Raw genomic sequence first — 19,581 nt, forward strand, 5'->3', positions numbered from 1 at the left:
CGCGACGGGTGTAAAAGCCGCCGATTTCGGTGTTTCGTGCACGGGTCGCGTCGCGTCGACCTCGCTGGATCGTACTCCCCGGCCATCGTCTCTTATAAATGAGTTCCGAGTCGGGGCGAGCGGGCCTCAAACGACTTTTTGTGACCGACGCCCCCGCGTCGTGTCGTGACAGTGATATTGGAGGTATCGCCCGTTTCGAGCGTCGAGAGCGGATTTTTATATCTGATAATCCCGTCCAAATCTTTATTAGGTGGTCTTTTCGACTCATCTCCATGTCCACTGGGTACTCACGACGATCCGTCCTCAGGCGGGGCGGCGCCGCTCTCGTCGGCGCCGGCTCGCTCTCGGGCTGTCTCGGGGAGGTCCGGGGCTCGGAGTCCGCCGTGCGGTTCGGAACGATCTTCCCGCTGTCTGCGGAGGGGCCCCTCGAAGTCCTCGGCACGCACCACCGCCGGGCCGTCGAGCAGGCCGTCGAAGACGTCCGAGCCGGCGGCGGGCCGCTGGGGCGAGACGTCGAGCTACTGGCCCGCGACAGCGAGGTGAGCCCCGAGGCCGCGGTCGAACGGTGCGAGGCACTCCAAGACGAGAACGCCGTCGGGTTCGTCGGCGGCCTCGTGAGCGGCGTCTCGCTCGCGCTCGCCGAACACATCGCCGACGACCCGATCGCGCAGGTGAGCCAGTCGAGCACGGCCCCGGGGCTCGCCGACCGGGGGTACCGCGAGGACACCAAGTACGTCGGTCGGACCGCGCCCAACGACATCCAGCAGGCGTCCGTGATGGCGAAGGTCCTCGACGATCCCAAGTACGTCGGCGCCGACGACGTCGCCGTCCTCTACCTCGACGACGCGTTCGGCAACAGTCTGGTCACCGAGGTCACGGCGGCCGTCGACGCCGACGTGATCGCGGAGGTCCCGTTCGAGTCGGGGGCGGCGTCGTACGACGACACCATCTCGACGCTACTGGCCGACGATCCGGACGGGGTCGCCGTGGTGGGGTCGCCCGGGAGCACGAAAGACGTGCTCACTCGCGGGCTCAACAGCGACTACGACGGCGAGTGGGTGCTGAGCGCCGGGCTGGTCCCCGACGCGCTCCCTAACCTCTACACGAACGTGTACGACGCGACGGTGATGTCCCAGCAGTCGAACGGCGCCCAGAAGCTCGCCCAGCGACTCGAAGACATCGCGCCGCTGGCGCCGTACACCCAACACGCATACGACGCGCTGTTCCTGCAGGCGCTCGCGATCGAGCGAGCCGGCGAGGCGACGCCCGAGGCGATCGCGAACAACCTCCAGGCGGTGTCGGGCGGTCGGGGCCACACCGTGACGGTCGGGGAGTTCGACCGCGCCCGGAAACTGCTCGACGCCGGCCGGGAGATCAACTACGAGGGCGCTTCGGGGAGCGTCGATCTGAACGCCGACCTCGAACCGCTCAGTCCGTACCTGATCCGGGAGGTGTACCGCGGGTCCGTGAGGAACCGCGAGCTCGTGAAGACCTCGTTCTTCGAGGGGGGAGACGATGAGTGACGACGACTCCGGGCTCCGCGAGCGGCTGGGTCGGGCGTCGGGCTGGCTCGAACGCCGGCTCCCCAGCGCGATCCGGCGGAGCTACGCCGCGAAGTTCAACCTCGTGTTGGTGCTCGTGATCGTGCTCGTCGGCGCCATCGGCGTCTTCACCCACTTCGACACGCAGGGGCTCGTTCGAGACGACACCGAGGCCGAAATCACCGGTATCGCCCAGCGGGAGGCGACGGCGATCCAGAACTGGGTGAACAACAGGAAGACGACCGCGTCGTTCATCGCGACGTCGATCACCGCGGGCGACACCGCCAAGATCCAGGCCAACCTCGAACGGAAACTTGTCGAGGTGCCCGCCGACGTCGAGTCGATACACTACATCGGCCGAAACCGCGGGACGATCATGGCGAGCACCGACGACGGGAAGATCGAGACCAGCGTCGCGGGCGAGACTCCCTGGGCGAACAACCTCACCGACCTCGAACAGGGGACGGTTCGAATGTCCGAGCCCTACGAGACCGACGCCGGGCCGGTCGTGGCGTTCGTCACTCCGGTCAACGCCGATCGGGCGATCGTGCTGACGACCTCTCTGGAGAAGCGCTCGCTCGGATTCAGCTCCCCGATCGCCACCGGTGACATCAAGGTGGTCGACGCCGACGGCACCATCGTCTTCGACAACCGGAACGCGAACATCCTCGACCCGTACGCCGACGGCGAACTCCCAGCGGCCGTCGCGACGGGGATGAACGGCGAGAGCGCGTTCGAGACGATCTCCGCACAGACCGGGATGGAGTCGGGCAGCTACGTGATGGCCTCGGCCCCGGTCGTCGGGACCGACTGGGTGCTGGCCTACCACGTCCCGAAACAGCAGGCCTACGGCCTCCAGACGCAGGTGACCCGGAACATCGGGGGTCTGCTGGTCGTGATGCTCGTCGGACTGGGGCTTGTCGGGCTCACCATCGGCCGCCGGACCGGCCGAGAGCTCGACGTGCTCTCGGAGAAGGCCGACGCCATCGCACGCGGCGAGCTCGACGTCGACCTCCCCGAGACGCGCCGGGAGGACGAGCTCGGGTCGCTCATCCACGCGTTCGCGGCGATGCGGACGTATCTCAACACGGTGGCCGATCAGGCGGGCGCGCTCGCCGACCAGAACTTCGACGATCCGGTGCTCGACGAGGACGTGCCCGGCACCTTCGGCGACGCGCTCGACCGGATGCAGGGGAACCTCGAAACGATGGTCACCGACATCGAACGCGCCCGCGACGAGGCCGAGGGCGCGAAACAGGAGGCCGAGGCGCTCAACGAGGCGCTGGTCCAGAAAGCCGGGGAGTTCGGCGAGGTGATGGAGGCGGCCGCCGACGGCGACCTCACCCGGCGGATGGACACCGACAGCGACAGCGAGGCGATGGCCCAGATCGCTCGGGAGTTCAACGAGATGATGACCGAACTCGAGGCCACCGTCGAGGAGGTCCGGAGCTTCGCCGGGAGCGTCGCCAGCGCGAGCGAACAGGTGACAGCCCGGACCGAGGACATCGCCGACACCAGCCAGCAGGTCTCTCGGGCGAGCCAGCAGCTCTCGGAGGCCGCCCGCGAGCAACAGGAGAACCTCGACACCACGTCGAACGAGGTCAACACCCTCTCGGCCACTATCCAGGAGGTCGCCGCCTCCGCCGACGAGGTCGCCAAGGCCGCCGAGAACACCGAAGCGCTCGGCGAGGACGGCCGCGAGGCCGCCAACGAGGCGATCGAGATGATGAACGAGATCGAGACCGAGACCGAAGCGACCGTCGAACAGATCGACGGGCTCCAGTCGGAGATGGACCAGATCGGCGAGATCGTCGATCTGATCCGGGACATCGCCGACCAGACCAACCTGCTCGCGTTGAACGCCAACATCGAGGCGGCGGCCGCCGACGGGTCGAGCGACGGCTTCGAAGTGGTCGCCAACGAGATCAAGGCGCTGGCCGAGGAGTCGAAGGAGGCCGTCGACCAGATCGAAGATCAGATCGCGGAGATTCAGGCCGAGACCGACGACGCGGTCGACGACATCCGCCAGACCCAATCGCAGGTCTCGGCCGGCGTCGAGACGGTCGACGAGGCCCAGGAGTCGCTGAAGGCCATCGTCGAGAACGTCGAGGAGACCGCGGTCGGCATCCAGCAGATCAACTCCGCGACCGACGAGCAGGCCAGTTCGACCGAGGAGGTCGTGAGCATGATGGACGACGTGACCCGGCTCAGCGAGGAGTCGGCCGACGAGGCCGAGCAGGTCGCGGCCGCGACCGAACAGCAGTCCGACGCGGTCTCGGAGGTCACCGACAGCGCCGACCACCTCGCGCGGCAGGCCGACGAGCTGATGGAGATGCTGGAGGACTTCCGGGTCGAGCGCGAGGAGCCGAGCGAGTCGTCGACGAGCGCGCCCGAGCAGTAGACACCGAAGGTCACTCGACGGCGCGCGATCACTCGCCGTCGCGGTCGAACCGCTCGGCCGCCGATTCGAACGCGGCCTCGGACCGCTCGCGCGACCGGCGGCCCTCCTTCTCGGCGATCGCCTCGGGGTCGGGGTTCGCGTCGTCGTCGATCCGCGCCCACGAGTCGTGGACTTTGGCGTGACACCACCGACAGAGGTACACCGTGATCTCGTGGCTCAGGGTCCCGGCCTCGTCCGCGTACGAGAGGTGGTGTTCTTCGAGCAGGGGGCGCTCGTCGGAGTGGGCCATCCGGCGTTCTCCCAAGCCACACCGGACGCACGCTCGATCGCGGTTCCGACACCGGTAGTGGGGACACGACTCCCAGTCGCCGTCGGGGACCGCCGGACACCGCAGGTCGTCCTCGCGGCGCTCGCGGGCGAACGCCGGATCCTGTTCGGGGTGTTCGAAGGCGTACCGGCACTTTCCCTCGTCGGTGAGGTGGTCACAGAGCCCGGCGTGGTCGTAGGGATCGTCCACGCCGACGGGCGTCCCCGAGGGCGTCTCTTTCACGCCCGCCACTCGGGGGTCTACGGGTAAAAATGTGTAGCGACGCGCCAGCGCAACGCTTTTGCTCGCGCCGCGAACACTTCGCCCCGTGGAACTGATACACGAGTCGGGCGGCGAGCGACGGACCCTCGCTACCGACGTGGAGACGGCCGATTCGTTCCTCTCGCGGGCGAAGGGCCTGATGTTCAGGCGGTCGATTCCCGACGACTACGCGCTGGTCTTCCGGTTCGACGGCGTCGGGACCCGGGACGTCCACATGGTGTTCGTGCCGTTCGGGCTCGACGTGCTGTGGCTCCGGGACGGGGAGGTCCGGCACAAAGAGCGCCTCTCGGCGTGGACCGGGCTGGCCGAAGCCGAGGCCGACACCCTGGTCGAACTCCCGGCCGGCGCCGCCGACGGCGTGGCTGTCGGCGATGCGGTTGGGCTCGACTCGTAGGTCCGACAGACCCGCCTGTCACAAAGGCCCGCTTAAGCCGGTCGGGCTCCGATCCCCTGTCGTGGTTTCGCATGACCCGTGAACGTTTTATTCGGGGGCTTCCCGAATAGCACACCTCTCTCAGACCGGGACGTACAGCTGTTAGATACGACGCTTCGCGACGGCGAGCAGGCACCGGGCATCTCGCTGGCGCCCGAGGAGAAAGCCGAGATAGCCGCGGCGCTCGACGCGGCGGGCGTCTCGGTCATCGAGGCCGGGAGCGCCTGCACCGGCGAGGGCGAGCGCGAGGCGATCCGTCGGGTGACCGACTGGGACCTCGACGCTAAGATCACCAGCTTCGCCCGCGGGGTCCGCGACGACGTCGACCTCGCGCTCGACTGCGACGTCGACGGGGTCGGCATCGTGGTGCCGGCCAGCGACCGCCACGTCGAGAGGAAGGTCGGGACGACCCGCGAGGAGGTGGTCGAGACGACCGCCGACCTCGTGGCCTACGCCCGCGACCACGGCCTGTGGGTCGAGGTGCTCGGCGAGGACGGCTCGCGGGCCGACCTCGACTTCCTCGAAACCCTAATGGCCGAAGCTCTGGACGCCGGCGCCGACCGGGTGTGTTTCTGCGACACGGTGGGCCACGCCGGTCCCGAGCGCACCTACGAGGCGGTCTCGCGGCTCGCCGAACTGGGCCCGACCAGCACCCACACCCACGACGACCTCGGGCTCGCGGTGACCAACGCCCTCGCGAGCCTCGCGGCGGGCGCCGACCTCGTCCACGCCACGGTCAACGGCGTCGGCGAGCGGGCGGGCAACGTCGCCCTCGAAGAGGTCGCGATCGCGCTCGACCACTGCTACGGGGTCGAGACCGCGGACACGACCCGACTCTACGACCTCGCGCGCGTGGTCGCGGACGCGACCGGCGTCGCGCTCGCGCCGAACAAGGCGGTCGTCGGCGAGAACGCGTTCGCCCACGAGTCGGGCATCCACACCGACGGCACGCTCAAAGACGAGCGGATGTACGAACCGTACCCGCCCGAGAGGGTGGGCCGCGAGCGCCGGCTCGTGCTCGGCAAGCACACCGGTCGGGCGGGCGCGAAGGCCGCGCTCGCCGAGCACGGCGTCGAAGTCGACGACGACGAGCTCGGCGCGGTTGTCGCCCGGGTCCAGCGGCTCGCCGAGCGGGGCAAGCGCGTGACCGACGCCGACCTGCTCGCCATCGCCGAGGACGTGCAGGGACGGGACCGCGACCGGCGAATCGAGCTCCGGGAACTCACAGCCACGAGCGGCGGTCCGCTCCCGACCGCGAGCGTCCGACTCGTCGTCGACGGCGACGAGCGGGTCGCCTCCGGCACCGGCGACGGCCCCGTCGACGCCGCGGTCGCCGCGGTCCGGGAGGCGGTCGGGTCGATGGCCGACGCCAGCCTCGAATCGTACCACGTCGACGCGATCACGGGCGGGACCGACGCGGTCGTCACCGTCGAGGTCGAGATGAGCCGGGGCGACCGCACGGTGACCGTCCGGGCCAGCGACGGCGACATCACCCGCGCGAGCGTCACCGCGATGGTCGACGCGCTGGACCGACTGCTCGCGGCCGCGCCCGACGGCGAGGCCGGCCCCGCGGTCGCAGACGACTGAGCGGTTCCCCTTTCTTTTTGGGTCACCGGCGCGTACGCCGCGTATGAGCGTTCTCGACAGGCTACGATCGACGCCGGGCGGGCGATCCGTCGAGTGGCTCGCGCTGGCGGCGAGCGTCCTCGTCTGCGAGCTCGCGGGCGTCGTGCCCTCGCTCCTGACCGCCGACGACGTGGCGACGTGGTACCCGACGCTCGCCAAGCCGGCGTTCACACCGCCGAGCTGGGTGTTCGGCCCGGTGTGGACCGTCCTCTACCTCCTGATGGGCGTGGCGCTGTATCTGGCGTGGCGTGGCGGGACGGGTCGGCGCCGCCGGATCGCGCTCGGGGCGTTCGCCGTCCAGTTGGTCCTCAACGCGGCGTGGACGCTCACCTTCTTCGGCGCCCGCGAACTCCTCGGCGGGCTGGTCGTCATCGTCGCGCTCGTTGCCACCATCCTCGCGACGATGGCGGCGTTCGCCCGGATCGACCGCCGGGCCGCGGCGCTCCTGGCTCCGTACCTGCTGTGGGTGGGGTACGCGACCGCGCTGAACTACGAAATCTGGCGGCTGAACGGCTGACTCGGTGAGGCCGTCGCGACCGAGTATCGGGCCGTTACTCGCGAGCAGGCCGTCCCAACCCTCGCCTGATTCGGGCTTGACCGCGGTTACCGCGAGTTTGCGCGCCGCATAACAAAGGACGGCTGTGGCGTCGGCTGGGTCGTGTCGAACAGTTCGGTCTCGGAGATCGGTGTGGCCGGCGGTCGCTACGGCGTGGGCGCGAGCCGCGCCGCGCTACTGGTGGTGTTGATCGCCGGCAAGGCGCTCGACGCGGTCAGCACGGTGACGGTCCTGTCACTGCGCGACGACGTCTACGAGTCGATGTACGTCACCCGGACGCTGATGCAGGAACTCGGGATGGTGCCCGGGGTGCTCGTCACCGTCGTCATCGCGGTCGGGGGCGTGGCGCTACTGGCCGAGAGCGCCGAGGTGGTGGCTCGAATCGTCCCCGAGGGGTGGGCTCCCGACGACTACCCCGCGGCGTTCCGGGTCGTGACCTACGCCTCGGCGGGAGTGTGGTACGGCTTTCTCGGAGTCCACAACTTCATGTTGCTGTTCTGAACAGCCGCGGCTCGCCGGTGTGGGAACGAAGAAGCGCCGAGGAGGAGATTTGAACTCCTGTGTCCGTGAGGACAGTTGCTCTCGAAGCAACCGCCTTGGCCGGGCTAGGCTACCTCGGCTCGTCTCGACGTACCGCCGTCTCGGACTTAGTGGTTTCGATTCCGCGCCCATCCTTCAATCGACCGTCACATTCAAGCGAGTGGCACGCCGGGGTAGCGTATGGACGTAACCGAGGCGAGCGAGCGGTGTGAGTCGGTCCTCGACGCGATCGGCGGCGCGGTCATCGCCGACCGCGAGTTCCTCGAAACCGTACTGTTGGGCGTGCTGTCGAGCGGCCACGTCCTGCTGGAGGACGTGCCCGGCACGGGCAAGACCCTGACCGCCCGGAGCTTCGCGTCGGCGCTCGGGCTCTCGTTTTCGCGCGTGCAGTTCACCCCCGACCTCCTCCCGGCCGACGTGACCGGCACCCACGTCTTCAACGAGGAGACCCGCGACTTCGAGTTCAACGAGGGGCCGATCTTCGCGAACGTGGTGCTGGCCGACGAGATCAACCGCGCGCCGCCCAAGACCCAGGCCGCGCTCCTCGAAGCCATGGAGGAGGCGCAGGTCACCGTCGACGGCGACACCCACGAGCTCCCCCGGCCGTTCTTCGTGATCGCGACACAGAACCCCGTCGAGCAGGAGGGCACCTTCCCCCTGCCCGAGGCGCAGGTCGACCGGTTCGCGGTCAAGTCCTCGATCGGCTACCCCGACGCCGACGGCGAGTACGAACTCCTCCGCCGGCGGGCCGGCCGGAGCGCCCAGAGCCCCTCGATCGGCACCGTGCTCGACGAGAAGTTGGTGACCGACCTCCGGGAGGTGCCCGAGACGGTGCGCGTCGACGACGACCTGCTGGAGTACGTCGCCGACGTGGCCCGCGCGACCCGCGAGGACCGCCGAGTCGAGGTCGGCGTCTCGCCCCGCGGGACCCAGCGGCTGTTCGAGGCCGCCCGCGCCCGGGCCGTCCTGGAGGGCCGGGAGTTCGTCACGCCCGACGACATCAAGCGCGTTGCACAGCCGGTGTTGGCCCACCGCGTGGTGCTGACGCCCGACGCGAAGGTCAACGGCGTCGAGAAAGCCGCGATCGTCGACCGCGTCCTCGACGAGGTGGCCGTCCCGACGGTCGAACAGCGCGCGTAGGACCCGTTTCACTTTCACCGCGGTTGGCTCGCTTTTATTTCGGAGCGCCGGACACTGACGGGTATGGACGACGACCGCGAGACGGATTCCGAGACGCGAGAGACCGACGACACCGCGCGACCCGACCGCGAGGACGAAGGCGGCGAGGAGAGCGCCGACGCCGACCTCCGCGACCTCGATCCGAACGCCGAGGACGCGGCTCGCCGGGTCGAACGCCAGCTCCGACGGGTTCGGCGCGAAACGCGGCCTTAGGCCCGAAGCGCCGAGGTCAGCGCGACCGCCCCGAGCAACAGGAACACCAGCGCCGTCACGGGCTGGCCGCCCGACGACCCGAGGTAGATCGCGTACCCCAGTCCGCCGGCGCCCGCGCCGACGACCGTGCTGGCGGCGGCGTGGGTCGCCTCCAGTTGGGCGGTGTCGGCCGCCCGGCCCAGTTGCTCGCCGACGTTGATCGCCTGCTCGCCGAAGTCCCACGCGAGCACCGCGGCGATGACACCCGGCAACAGCAAGAACGGCGCCCCGGTCAGGACGCCGCCGGCGAGCGCGCCGACGAGCAGGCCGCTCGCGCCCAGCCCGACAGCGCGCCGCCAGCCCCGGGCGAGACCGATCGCGACGAGGACGAACCCGGCCGCGCCGAACCCGAGCCCGATCGTCGAGGTGAGCGCGCTCGCCCCCGCCGAGATCGCCGCCGCCGAAGCCGCCAGCGCCGACGACAGCACCGCCGGCGACCGGTCGATCTCGCGGGTCACGCGGTCCACCTCCGAGCCGACCGTTCGAGCGCTACGCCGAGTCGGTCGTCGAGCGACCAGTCGATGGCGCGGATTCCGGCCTCCCGGAGCCCCGTGAGCCGGTGGGCGCGCCGGGTCCGGGCGAGGCGCTGGCCCGGCGTCTCGGTCGCGGTGGGGTCGGGGCTGAGGACGGTCACGAGGTGGCCCTCGGCGTCGAGCCGGCGGGCGACCTCGCCGGCGAAGTCGTCGCACAGCGGCGTGACGAACAGGACCTGCGAGGAGGGCGGGAGCCGCTTGCGGAGCCACTTCAGCCGGCTCGTCGGGTAGAAGGTGCCGCCGGCGGGCACCGGCCCGAACGCCGGGTGGGTCGCCAGCAGGTCCCGGGCCCGGGCCTGATGATCGTGGCCCGCGCCCGGCGCGAGCCAGCACGTCTCGGGGCCGAACGACGCCAGCCCCGCCCGGTTGCCCGCGTCGAGGAGCTTGGTCAGCGCCTTGCCGGCGGCGTCGACGCCGTACTGGACCGCGTTCCGGTCGTCGCCCGGCGCCGAGCAGTAGGCCTCCTCGCGGGCGTCGACGACCACCACCACGCTGGCGGCCCGTTCCTCCCGGAAGTCGATCGTCGTGAGATCGCCCGTCCGTGCGAGCCGGTTCCAGTCGACCCGCGAGAGGGGGTCGCCCCGGCGGTACTCCCGGGTGGCGTGGAACTCGACGCCGGAGCCGCCCGAGTCGGTGGTGACCCGGCCGGTGTACTGGGTGGTCTGGGCCCGCAGGGGCACGTCGACCGTGGTGCCGAGCTTCGGCACGCAGGTGAGCGTGGTCTCGCACTCGATTTGGGTCTCGACCTCGGTCGCCCCGCTGAAGTCCCGGGCGACCACCGAGACGGGATCGAAGGCGTGGTCGCCGCGTTCGGCGGTCACGGCGTAGGTGAGCCGGGCGGTCTTGCCGGGGCGGAGCGCGGTCCCGAGCCGGGGCGAGCCGTCGACGACCCCGAGCGCGTCCGGAACGCCGTCGACCAGCCGGAGGTCCGGGAGCGTCGCGTCGCCGACGTTCTCGACGGTCAGGTGCACCGTCACCTCCTCGCCCGGCAGGGGTTGGTCGTCGCTCACCGCGCGGGTCACCTCGAGGGCGACCGCCGGCGGGCTCGCGGTCCGGGCGTAGGCCGCGAACGCGACCCCGACCACGCCCGACAGCAGGACGACGGGACTGCTGAACAGCACGCCCAGCCCGCCCGCCAGAAACGCGACCGCACTGACGCCGCGCCAGCGGTTCGTCGTCCGGATCGTCCGGCTCCGGTCGTCGTCGCGGTCGCTCATGGCGACCCCTCCCGCGCGTCGGCGTCGTCGCCGACCCCGGCCACCCGAGCGACGGCGTCGGCGGTGCGACGCATCTGGTGTTGGCGAAGCGACTCCGAGCCGGCGACGAACCGGAGCTTCGACCGGAACGGCAGGCGGGGTCCGTCCGGGCCGGCGAGAAACGCCGCGGCGTACCGGTCGTCGGTCCACTCGCCGGCCTCGATCCGTTCGCGGGCGGTCGCCGGCGAGCAGTTGCGGGCGTGGGCGACCGCCGTCACCGCGGTCTCGGTGAGATGCTCGCGGATGTCCTCTCGCTCGCGGACCGTGGTCCGGCGGGCGCCCGCCCCGAGCCCCGCCACGCGGTCGTCGAACGCCTCGCCCGGGGTCGGCACGGTCTCTACCGTCTCGACGTCGGGCGTCGCCGCGCCGCGGATCTCGGTCGATCGGCGGCGCTGGACGACCCGGACCGCCTGCACGACCGCAAGGAGTCCGACCACGGTGACCGCCACGTAGTCGGCGCCGACGGCGGCCGCGAGCCCCGGCTGGACGACCAGCAGGACGCCGAGTCCGACCGCCCCCACGCCGACCGCGGTGAGAATCGGGTGATCGGTCATCGACCGGGCCCTCCGTCGTCGGCGTACTCCTCGACGCTTCGGAGCGCGTCCAGCGCCCGGCGCTCGCGGTCGTCGGTCGGCGACTCGCCACCGTACCGGACTTCCTCGAACAGCGCGGTGAGTTCCTCTACGTCCTCCCGATCGATGCCCGCCTCGACCGCGGCCGCCGCGAACTCGGCGGGCGTGCTGGAGTCGGGGTTGGCCACGTCGAGATGGCTGGTCATCTCGCGCCACGCCCGGTAGACCTCGTTGTCGACGTCGGTCGCGTCCTCGATGCGGTCGGCGGCCGCGCCGGCCGCCCGGCCCACCGCGGCGACGTCCTCTCGGGTCTCGGGGCCGGCGACCGACTCGTCGGGGTCGGCGTCGTCGCCGCTCGACGAGACGACCAGTAGCGCGACCGCTCCCGCGAGCGCGAGGCCGAGTCCGACCAGAAGTAACACCGAGGGGTCGGTCAGAGTCGTCCCCGACCCCGACCCCGGCACGCCGCTCCCGCCGCCGGGCAACGAGATGTTACCGGCCCCGCCCGGGAGCAGGCTCTCGGACTCGGAAGTCGACGGCGAGAGACACGCGGTGAGCAACGCGTGGGCCAGCACGAGCGGGATTCCGACCGGAAGGGCGTATGCCACGACCCCGATCCCGCCGAGCCGACGGTACGCGAGATACCCCCCGAGCGCGAACGCCGCGACGATCAGCCCGACCGCCCACGGTTCGACCAACACGGGGTAACACGGGAAGTCGAACCCGAGCCCCGCGCCCGCCGATCCGTTCCCGAGGCTGAACTCGGGGTCGGCGCCGCCGGGCGACCCCGCGTCCGACGCCGGCGATCCGACGCCGAACCCGCCGCCGGCGTCGGTCCGAACCGCCGAGTTCAGCGTCGCGGCCGCCACGCCGATAGCGAGGACACACAACAGCGCCAGGACGACGGGCCGTACGGTATCGCTGTCCACGGCAGAAGGTAGCGCGATTGATACCTTAGCGTTTGGGGATTCGTCCCGGGATCGAACGCCGGCGATACCCGACGGCGTTCGAGTCGAGCGGGGTCGGGTCGCCGGTCGCCCGCCCATATTTATCCATAATTTCCGTTTCTAAAAATTTAAATCGTAGAAGTATCAGAATTATCCTATGGCAGGGCTATCGCCGTCTCCGGAAGCGCCGGGATCGGCTCCCGGCGGCCCCGAACCGCCGACGGTTCCGGCGCCGAAGCCGCCGGACGACCCCGACGCGTGGTACGCGCCGACCGTCCGCGACCAGTACGAGCTCCACCCCGACGTGATCGCCACCATCCGCGAGGCCGGCGAGGGCTTCGACTACCGCGTGCGAGAGCCGAGCCTCTCGCCGGCCGGCGCCGACGCCCTCTCCCGGGTCGAGGAGCACTTCTCGGACGCGAACCTCCGGCGGCCGGTGACCCGGGAGGGCGCGACCGAGCGGATGGACGCGGGCCTCGATCCGAAGTACCGCCGGATCGTCGACCGGCTCACCGATCTGCCGCCCGAGGCCCGCCGCCGGGTCGAGTACCGAGCGCTCCGAGACCTGCGGTGTCTGGGCGAGCTCACTCCGCTCGCGCTCGATTCCGGCATCGAGGTCGCCGACACCGCCGGCGACCGCCTCGTGGTCCACACCGACGACTACGCGCCCGCCGACACCGCCCTGCCCGCCGACGCCGACTTCCTGAGCCGGTTCGCCAGCGAGCGCGTCGAGACCCACGCGGTGGGGTTCCGGAACTTCCGGGTGCCGGTCGTGATCTACCGCGAACACCTGCTGGCGAACGACGCCTTCACCACGAAGTACGCGGTCCAGGAGCCCGATCTCCTGCCCGGCGACGAGGAACTGATACGCGAGTGCAAAGACCGCATCTGGGAGACCAACGTCGACGGCGTGGTCGAAGACCGGGCGGCGTTCGTGCGCGAGCGCGCCCGGACCTTCCTCTCGCGGCGGCTCACCGCCCGCAACACCCGAGCGTGGCTCGACGCCGCGGCCTACCGCACGCGGGCCGCCCTCGCGGAGTACGATCTGGCGGTGCCGCCGGTGAACCACCGCTTTTCGACCGATCGGCTCTCGGACCTCGTCTACTACGTGATGCGGGACTTCGTTGGCCACGGCAAGCTCACGATCCCGATCCGGGACGACCTGCTCGAAGACATCGAGGCCAACCGCGTGGGCGAACGCATCAAGGTCGTCCCGCGGGGCCGCGAGATCGGCCACGGCGAGCGCATCCCGACCAACCTCTCGTTCGACGACGAGTCGGCGTTCGTCAACGTCGTCACCCAGATGGCCGCCGCCGACGGCACCGAGCTCAACGCCTCGAACCCGAGCGCGAAGGTGAACCTCCAGCCGGAGGGCGTCCCCGACGGGACGACCATCCGGTGTGCGGTCGCGCTCGGAGTCATCAGCGAAGACGGCCCACACATCTCGATCCGCAAGCAGGCGCCCGAGGCGATGACGCCCGTCGACCTGCTCGAATCCGAGAGCCTCTCGACGGAGATCGTGACCCTGCTGTGGCAGGCCTACGAGCACCACGGCGTCGTCCTCTTCTCGGGGCCGACCGGGGCCGGCAAGACGACGCTGATGAACGCCCACATGCCGTTCGTGCCCTACCGCGACCGCCCGATCTCGATCGACGAGGGCTCCCGGGAGGTCCGGCTCCCCCACGAGACGAGCGTCTCGCTCACCACGCGCGACCACGAGAGCGACTACAAGCGCGTGACGATGGCGGATCTGATGACCGAGTGCAACTACCTGAATCCGGACGTGGAGGTGATCGCGGAGATCAACACGCCAGCGAGCTTCCGGACGTTCGCCGAGAGCCTCAACACCGGCCACAGCATCATCGGCACCACCCACGCCGAGGACGTCGAGAAGCTCGTCAATCGGGTGGTCGAGCAGGGCCTGCCGCCCTACCTCCTCCGGGAGCTCGATCTGGTCGTGTTCCCTCGGCGCGTCGACGGCGAGCGATACGTCGGCGAGGTCGTCGAACTCCTCTCTGAGTCGGCGTTCGAGGCCCTCGACGCCGACCGGTCGCGGTGCGGCGCGGTCCGCAAGGACGACGCCACCGTCTACTGGAACACGGTCGCGTACCGGGACACCGACGGGCGATACCGGTTCGCGTACGACCACCCCCAACTCGGCGACGACGAGCGCGACCGGCGCCACCGGTTTTTCCACCGTCTCGCGGCCCGCGGCGACCGCACCGTCGAGGACGTCGAGGCGGAGTTTCACCGGAAACACCGGTACGTCCAGTACCTCCAGCGGGAGGGAATGGACGACTTCGAGGCGCTGTTCGGGTTCCTCTCGGACCTCCAGACCAACGAGGCCGCGACCGTCGAGCGCGCCAACCGGGGGGCGCCGTGAGCGTCGCCGAGACGAGCGCCGTCGACGACCGCGGGTCGCGGTCGCTCTCGGTCCTCGATCGGGCGCTCTACGCGTTGTTCTCCCGGCACGCCGATTCGGCCCGCCACGACGCCGACCGCAAGCGCTACCGGGCGACCGGCGTGACCGCGAGCTTCGACGTCTACCTCGCGCGGACGTACGGCCTCTCGTGGCTCGCGTTCGGGCTGGCCGGGGTGTGGGCGTTCGGGGCGGTCGTGGCTCTGCCCGACGCGAGCGTCGGGGCGGTCGCGTCGTTCGTCCGGCGGGGCGTACCCGGCCTCGACGCCGTCTCCGGCCCGTCGGTCTCGGGGACGACTACGGCGCTCCTCGTCGGCGCCGCCGCGGGGCTGGCGGCCAAGCGCGCGGTCGTCGCGCTCGGGGGACGCTACCTCAAGTGGGCCGCCGACGCCCGCCGGTCGAACATCGACCGGACGCTCCCCGGCGCGGTCCGGTATCTCCACGCGCTGTCGTCGGGAAGCGACGACGGCGCGGCGATGCTCCGGAAAGTCGCCGACCGCGAGGCCGCGTACGGCGAGACCGCGGTCGCGTTCCGGAAGGCGCTGAACAAAGCGGCCCTGAGCGGGAGCCTCGGGGAGGGGCTAGGCGTCGTCGCCCGGGACACCCCCTCGCGGGACGCGCTGGCTCCGTTTCTCGTGAAGTTCCGCGAGCACGCCGAACAGGGCCCCGACGCGTTGGCCCAGTACCTCCAGATGGAGAGCCGCATGCTGAGCCACCGCCAGTCGAGGACTCGCGAGCAGGCGGGCGACTTCCTCGAACTCGTCGCGGAGATGTTCATCGTCCTGCTGGTGATGCCCGCACTGTTGGTCATCGTCCTGACCGTGATGAGCGTGCTCGCGCCGGGGCTGAGCGAACCCGTCGCGACCCCGTTCGGGACGACCTCGACCCGCGCGGTGCTGGTGTACGGGAGCGGCGCGTTCATCCTCGTCGTCGGGGGCGGCGCGGCCGCGATGGTCGCGCGGCTCCGGCCCCCGGACCAGTCGGGGCGGAGCTACGACCGACCTGCGGGCGCGCTGGCGACCGCCGCGAGCGCGCTCCGGAACCCGGCCAGCGCGGTCGTCGCGGCCGCGCCGTTCGCGGCCGGCGTCGTCGCGATCCTCCACGCCACCGGGGCCAAGCCGGTCGACGTGGCACTGTTGGGCTACGTCGCGTTCGCGGTGCCGGTCGGGCTCGTCGCGCTCCGCCGAGCCGGCCTCGACGACGCGAAAGACCGCGAGATCAAGGACTTCGTCCACGCGGTCTCGGGCCACGTCAGCCTCGGCCGGCCGTTCTCGGCGGCGGTCGAACGGGTCGCCAGCGACGTCGATCTGGGTGCGCTCGACCCCGACGTCGCCGATCTGGCGTTCAACGCGAACCTGACGACCCGCGAGCAGAACCTCCAGTCGGCGTCGCTCGCGCGGTTCGTCGACCGGGTCGGGACGCCGCTGGCCGACCAGAGCATCGGCCTCGTGACGGGCGCGCTCGACGCCGGCGGCGACGCCGAGGCCGTCTTCGAGACCCTGCAGGTCGAGATCGGACGGCTCTACCACGAGCGCAAGGCGCTTCGCGCGAACATGCTCGTCTACGTCGCGGTCGGGTGGACCACCGGCATGCTGGTCGTGCTGATCATGGTCGCGGTCGACGTCTACGTGCTCGACAGTTTCGCTCAGTTGTCGTCGCTCTCGACCGCCGACGCAGGGATGGCGCTCGATCCCGACGCGGTCGAGCCCGCCCGCGACAGACACCGGTTCTACGTCGTCACGCAGGCCACGATGCTCGCCTGCGGGTGGTTCGCGGGCTACGCGAGCAGGGGTCCGTACGAGGCGCTGTTGCACTCGGGCGCGCTGGTCGGGGTCGCGTACTTCGTGTTCGCGGGGGTGGGAATGGTATGAGTCGGCGCCCGAACTCGCGCGTCCGCGCCCAGTCGAGCGTCGTCGGCGTCGCGGTCCTGCTCGGAGTGGTCGTCGTCTCGCTCGGGACGCTGACCGCGAGCGTCGGCACGGTCGTCGAGGAGAACGCCGCCACCGCCGACGCGACCCGGGTGGCGACCGACCTCGACGCCGCGCTCGCGCCCGTCGAGGCGACCGGCGTCCGCCGCGGGCGGGTGTCGTTCACCGAGGGGCGACTGGAGACCGTCGACCGGAACCTCCGGGTGTTGAACGAGTCGGGGGTCGTTCGCACCGTCGGCGTCGACGCGCTCGTGTTCACCGCGGGCGACCGGCGGGTCGCCGCCCTCGCCGGCGCCGTCGTCCGCGGGACCGGCGCGAACGCCCGCCTCCGGACGCCGCCGCCCGTGACGGCGTCCCGCGGAGACGGGGGCCCCGAAGGTGTGCTCGTCGTCGGCGCGCCGGCGCTGAACGGCTCGGGGTCGATCGCGGCGACCGGCGGCGGATCGGCGCTCCTCCGCACCGACGTGAGCCACGCGCGGACCGACCTCGGAACCGGCTCCTACCGAGTGGCGATCGAGACCACGACGCCGGCGGCGTGGACCCGCCACTTCCGCGAGCGGAACGCGACGGTGACCACGCGGCGGTTCGCGGGCGACGACGAGCCGAGCGTGGTCGCCCGGTTCCCCGGCGAGCGCGTCGCGTACCTCGTGGTCCACGACATGCGACTGGAGGTCCGCGGTGCGTAGCCCGCGACCCGACCGCCGGGACAGGGGCGTCTCGCCGGTCGTCGGGAAGGCCCTCGAAGCGAGCATCGTCGTCCTCTACGTCTCGTTGCTCGGGGCGACGCTGTACGGCGGACTGGTGCCCGAGTACCGGACCGCCGCGGGCGCGGAGGTCGGCGATCGGGTCCTCTCCCAGTCGACCCAGCGCGTCCAGCAGGCGGTTCCCCCGACGGCGCGGGCCGTCGAGACACGGGTCCGGGTGGCACTGCCCGCGACGATCCGCGGGCGGGGGTACTCGATCCGGGCCCAGAACCGGACGCTCGTCCTCGACCACCCGCGCGACGGGGTCGGCGGCCGGGCGCGGCTCGCGCTCCCGGCGGCCGTCGAGTCGGTGACCGGCAACTGGTCGAGCGGCGAGCCGGCGGTCGTCGCGGTCCGGGGCGACGCCGACGGACTGACCGTCGCGCTCGAATCGGGGGCGGCCGAATGAGTCGCGCCCAGATGAACCTCCCGGCGCTGGCGGTGGCCCTGCTCGTCGTGACGACGGTCTCGGTCCTCGGATTCGGGATGGCCGACCGGGCGTTCGTCGCCGCCGATCGCGACCCGGGCGAGCGGCGGGTCGCGGTCGCGCTCTCCGAGCGGTTGGTCGGCGCCGAGACGCCGGTGACCGCCCGTGCCAACGTCCTCGACGCCGACGAACTCGGCGCGCTGAACGGGAGTCGGCTCCGGACGCTGTTCCCGGTCGCCGACGGTCGGGACGTTCGGCTCCGGATCGGCGACCGAACCGTGGCGACCGCGGGCGACCCCGCCGGCGGGACGACGATCCAGCGTGTAGTGCTGGTCGAGGAGCGCGAAGCGGCGACGCTCCACCCCGACCTCTCGGCGGCCGAACCGACGGTGACCCTCCCGCGGCGCTCGCCGAACGCCACCATCGAGCTCTCGCCGCCGGCAGGGACGACCGTCGAGACCGTCCGGGCGAACAACCGGGTCGTCCTCCGGAACGGATCGGGGCTTGCGGGGCGGTTCGACGTTCGGCTGTCGGCGTTCGAGACCACGACCCTCTCGTTCGAGACCGACGGTCCGCTGCCGACCGAGAGTCTCGAAGTGACCTACGCGCCGGCCGAGACGCACAAAGAACTCCTGGCGGTGACCGTCGATGGGTGACCGAGGCCGACGCGGACAGCTCTCGCTGTCGGTCGTCGAGGCCGGGGTCGGCGCGATCCTGATCCTCGCGGTCGCGATGGGGTTCGCACTCGGCGGTCCGCCGCCCGACGATCGGCGCGCGCAACTCGACGCGTACGCCGCCGACGCCGCGACCGTCCTCGCGGGGGAACCGCCCCGCCATCGGGGCGCGACCAGACTCGCGGAGGTAGTCCGGACGCGGGCGGCGTTCGACCGCGAGCGCCCCGCCCTCGAACGCCGGGTCGCCCGAATTCTCCCCGACAACCTCCTCTTCCGGGTGACTACCCCATACGGATCGGTCGGCTTCCGCAAGCCAGCCGGGATCGCGGTCGGGTCGGCGACCGTGACGACCGGCGGCGGCGACGTGAGAATCAGGGTGTGGTACGCGTGAGCCGACCGGTAGCGCCGGGCGAGCGCGCCCAACTCGTCCTCGTCTCGGCGGCGGTGGTCGCCGTCGCGCTCGCGCCGGTGGTGATGGCGTACGTCCAGTTGGGCTACCACGCCGACGTGACCGCGAGCGAGGGGTACGACGCGCCCGCCGAGAACGCCGACCGGCTCCTGACCCGGGCGGTCCACGACGCCGCGGCCGGAACGACCGGCGCGGCGTGGGACGAGCGCGACGACGCGGTGGCCACGATGCGGTCGTCGGTGGCGCCCCGACTCGACGCGCTCCGGTCCTCGCGGGTCGAGTCGGGGACCGTCTATCAGGTCGCGTACAACGAGTCGGCGGCCGACGCGTGGCGCCGCGCGAACTGCCCCGGCGGACCCGACCGGCAGTTCGGCGACTGCGAGGCGATCGACGGCGTCGTCGTTCAGGAGCGGGCGGGCGAGACCCACGTCCTCGCCGCGGCGTTCGACGTGCGGATAACGACCGACGGCGCGGAGTGGTCGCTGACGACCGTCGTCCAGAGTGTCGGCTGACCTCGAGAGCCGCTCACGGTGGCGCGACGAACCGCAGACCGGGG

General features: G+C 71.3%; 20 protein-coding genes and 1 tRNA gene. 15 read left to right on the plus strand and 6 right to left on the minus strand.

The window, feature by feature from the left end:
• Window positions 1-272 precede the first annotated feature (272 nt).
• Both EPL04_RS03265 and EPL04_RS03270 read left to right on the plus strand, forming a co-directional pair.
• Entirely contained in the window at window positions 273-1,523 is a 1,251-nt protein-coding gene (locus EPL04_RS03265; protein ID WP_134669385.1) for an ABC transporter substrate-binding protein, read from the plus strand.
• Window positions 1,516-3,942 (plus strand): methyl-accepting chemotaxis protein, encoded by a 2,427-nt coding sequence (locus EPL04_RS03270; RefSeq protein ID WP_134669387.1) that lies wholly within the window; start codon window positions 1,516-1,518, stop codon window positions 3,940-3,942. Before EPL04_RS03265 ends, EPL04_RS03270 begins: the two co-directional genes overlap by 8 nt.
• Window positions 3,943-3,970: 28 nt before the next feature.
• Here the strand turns inward: EPL04_RS03270 and EPL04_RS03275 are convergent, their stop codons facing one another.
• Entirely contained in the window at window positions 3,971-4,492 is a 522-nt protein-coding gene (locus tag EPL04_RS03275; RefSeq protein ID WP_134669388.1) for a DUF7097 family protein, read from the minus strand.
• 85 nt (window positions 4,493-4,577) lie between these two features.
• Here EPL04_RS03275 and EPL04_RS03280 point away from each other — a divergent pair, with 85 nt between their 5' ends.
• The 4 genes from EPL04_RS03280 to EPL04_RS03295 all read left to right on the plus strand — a co-directional run bounded on the left by EPL04_RS03280 (window position 4,578) and on the right by EPL04_RS03295 (window position 7,647).
• A complete protein-coding gene (locus EPL04_RS03280) occupies window positions 4,578-4,925 on the plus strand; it encodes a DUF192 domain-containing protein (RefSeq protein ID WP_134669389.1) in 348 nt (115 codons plus the stop codon).
• A gap of 78 nt (window positions 4,926-5,003) precedes the next feature.
• Entirely contained in the window at window positions 5,004-6,551 is a 1,548-nt protein-coding gene (locus tag EPL04_RS03285) for a 2-isopropylmalate synthase (protein ID WP_134669390.1), read from the plus strand.
• Window positions 6,552-6,594: 43 nt separating this feature from the next.
• On the plus strand, window positions 6,595-7,107 hold the full coding sequence (locus EPL04_RS03290; RefSeq protein WP_134669392.1) for a TspO/MBR family protein: 513 nt from the start codon (window positions 6,595-6,597) through the stop codon (window positions 7,105-7,107).
• A 141-nt stretch (window positions 7,108-7,248) separates the two neighbouring features.
• Window positions 7,249-7,647, plus strand: coding sequence for a hypothetical protein (locus tag EPL04_RS03295; protein WP_134669394.1), 399 nt, complete (start codon window positions 7,249-7,251; stop codon window positions 7,645-7,647).
• Window positions 7,648-7,681: 34 nt separating this feature from the next.
• Here the strand turns inward: EPL04_RS03295 and EPL04_RS03300 are convergent.
• Window positions 7,682-7,766: transfer RNA gene (locus EPL04_RS03300), tRNA-Ser, on the minus strand.
• 100 nt (window positions 7,767-7,866) lie between these two features.
• Here EPL04_RS03300 and EPL04_RS03305 point away from each other — a divergent pair.
• Both EPL04_RS03305 and EPL04_RS03310 read left to right on the plus strand, forming a co-directional pair.
• On the plus strand, window positions 7,867-8,826 hold the full coding sequence (locus tag EPL04_RS03305; protein ID WP_134669395.1) for an AAA family ATPase: 960 nt from the start codon (window positions 7,867-7,869) through the stop codon (window positions 8,824-8,826).
• Window positions 8,827-8,889: 63 nt separating this feature from the next.
• Window positions 8,890-9,078, plus strand: coding sequence for a hypothetical protein (locus EPL04_RS03310; protein ID WP_134669397.1), 189 nt, complete (start codon window positions 8,890-8,892; stop codon window positions 9,076-9,078).
• Here EPL04_RS03310 and EPL04_RS03315 read toward each other — a convergent pair.
• The 4 genes from EPL04_RS03315 to EPL04_RS03330 are packed head-to-tail and all read right to left on the minus strand — an operon-like array spanning window position 9,075 to window position 12,407.
• Window positions 9,075-9,575: a DUF7519 family protein gene (locus EPL04_RS03315; RefSeq protein WP_244605525.1), complete on the minus strand. Its 501-nt coding sequence runs from the start codon at window positions 9,573-9,575 to the stop codon at window positions 9,075-9,077. The two genes, EPL04_RS03310 and EPL04_RS03315, sit on opposite strands and share 4 nt — an antisense overlap.
• The gene (locus EPL04_RS03320; protein WP_134669400.1) at window positions 9,572-10,867 is read right to left on the minus strand and encodes a DUF58 domain-containing protein; all 1,296 of its coding nucleotides are present in this window, start codon (window positions 10,865-10,867) and stop codon (window positions 9,572-9,574) included. Before EPL04_RS03320 ends, EPL04_RS03315 begins: the two co-directional genes overlap by 4 nt.
• A complete protein-coding gene (locus EPL04_RS03325; protein WP_134669402.1) occupies window positions 10,864-11,460 on the minus strand; it encodes a DUF7269 family protein in 597 nt (198 codons plus the stop codon). The genes EPL04_RS03320 and EPL04_RS03325 overlap by 4 nt, the downstream gene beginning before the upstream one ends.
• Window positions 11,457-12,407 (minus strand): DUF4129 domain-containing protein, encoded by a 951-nt coding sequence (locus tag EPL04_RS03330; RefSeq protein WP_134669404.1) that lies wholly within the window; start codon window positions 12,405-12,407, stop codon window positions 11,457-11,459. Before EPL04_RS03330 ends, EPL04_RS03325 begins: the two co-directional genes overlap by 4 nt.
• Window positions 12,408-12,582: 175 nt before the next feature.
• On the opposite strand from EPL04_RS03330, the gene EPL04_RS03335 reads away from it, so the two are divergent.
• Genes EPL04_RS03335 through EPL04_RS03365 form a run of 7 tightly spaced genes read left to right on the plus strand, consistent with a single transcriptional unit; the run spans window position 12,583 to window position 19,537 of the window.
• Entirely contained in the window at window positions 12,583-14,808 is a 2,226-nt protein-coding gene (locus EPL04_RS03335) for a type II/IV secretion system ATPase subunit (protein ID WP_134669405.1), read from the plus strand.
• Window positions 14,805-16,715, plus strand: a complete 1,911-nt coding sequence (locus tag EPL04_RS03340) for a type II secretion system F family protein (protein WP_134669407.1) — start codon at window positions 14,805-14,807, stop codon at window positions 16,713-16,715. The genes EPL04_RS03335 and EPL04_RS03340 overlap by 4 nt, the downstream gene beginning before the upstream one ends.
• A complete protein-coding gene (locus EPL04_RS03345) occupies window positions 16,712-17,458 on the plus strand; it encodes a DUF7289 family protein (protein WP_134669409.1) in 747 nt (248 codons plus the stop codon). Before EPL04_RS03340 ends, EPL04_RS03345 begins: the two co-directional genes overlap by 4 nt.
• Window positions 17,451-17,924: a DUF7266 family protein gene (locus tag EPL04_RS03350; RefSeq protein WP_134669410.1), complete on the plus strand. Its 474-nt coding sequence runs from the start codon at window positions 17,451-17,453 to the stop codon at window positions 17,922-17,924. The genes EPL04_RS03345 and EPL04_RS03350 overlap by 8 nt, the downstream gene beginning before the upstream one ends.
• Window positions 17,921-18,598, plus strand: a complete 678-nt coding sequence (locus tag EPL04_RS03355; RefSeq protein ID WP_134669411.1) for a DUF7263 family protein — start codon at window positions 17,921-17,923, stop codon at window positions 18,596-18,598. The genes EPL04_RS03350 and EPL04_RS03355 overlap by 4 nt, the downstream gene beginning before the upstream one ends.
• Window positions 18,591-19,007: a DUF7262 family protein gene (locus tag EPL04_RS03360; protein WP_134669413.1), complete on the plus strand. Its 417-nt coding sequence runs from the start codon at window positions 18,591-18,593 to the stop codon at window positions 19,005-19,007. Before EPL04_RS03355 ends, EPL04_RS03360 begins: the two co-directional genes overlap by 8 nt.
• Window positions 19,004-19,537 carry a DUF7261 family protein gene (locus tag EPL04_RS03365; protein ID WP_134669415.1) on the plus strand — a complete coding sequence of 178 codons (534 nt, stop codon included), beginning with the start codon at window positions 19,004-19,006 and terminating at the stop codon, window positions 19,535-19,537. Before EPL04_RS03360 ends, EPL04_RS03365 begins: the two co-directional genes overlap by 4 nt.
• Window positions 19,538-19,581 lie beyond the last annotated feature (44 nt).

The sequence above is a fragment of the Halorussus marinus genome (genome assembly GCF_004521895.1).
Lineage (GTDB): Archaea > Halobacteriota > Halobacteria > Halobacteriales > Haladaptataceae > Halorussus > Halorussus marinus.